Consider the following 444-nt stretch of genomic DNA (forward strand, 5'->3'; position numbering starts at 1 on the left):
GGCGGGGGCAGACGGAGATCTCCCGTCGCCAGTCCGGTGCCACCCCCTGGACCCTCGCGGACCTGGACGCCCTCTCGCTGCACTACGGCATCCCCGTGCCGGACCTGCTGTGCGGGGTGGACCACGCCCTGGCGAAGCTGCCCGCCCACCGACGGGCCGTGTCTCTCGGAGGCAGCCGGGCCACCATCACCACCCCGGAGGAGACGCGGTGAGCGACCCGATCGACGCCATCGAGGCCCTGCTGGAGGAAGCCCGACCCCTGCCCCACCCGGCGGAACGGGAACGCCTGCGCACGGCGGCCGGTCTGACGCGGACCCGGGTGGCGGGTGCGATCGGCGTCACCCCCGAGACCGTCCGCAAGTGGGAGACCGGCGCCACCGACCCGTCGGGGGAGCACCGGGCGGCCTACGGCCGGCTACTGGACGGCCTGGCCGTCCGCTATCC

Annotated in this window: 1 protein-coding gene and 1 pseudogene; both read left to right on the plus strand. The window is 75.2% G+C overall.

Features of this window, described 5'->3' with window-relative positions; translation table 11 throughout:
- Positions 1 to 212: pseudogene (locus tag FNQ90_RS26555) on the plus strand (acyltransferase); the annotation flags it as partial.
- On the plus strand, positions 209 to 444 hold a 236-nt coding region (locus FNQ90_RS28600; RefSeq protein WP_182608600.1), incomplete at its 3' end, for a helix-turn-helix domain-containing protein. The pseudogene FNQ90_RS26555 and the gene FNQ90_RS28600, both read left to right, overlap by 4 nt.

Source organism: Streptomyces alkaliphilus, from assembly GCF_014141535.1.
In the GTDB taxonomy this organism is placed as follows: domain Bacteria; phylum Actinomycetota; class Actinomycetes; order Streptomycetales; family Streptomycetaceae; genus Streptomyces; species Streptomyces alkaliphilus.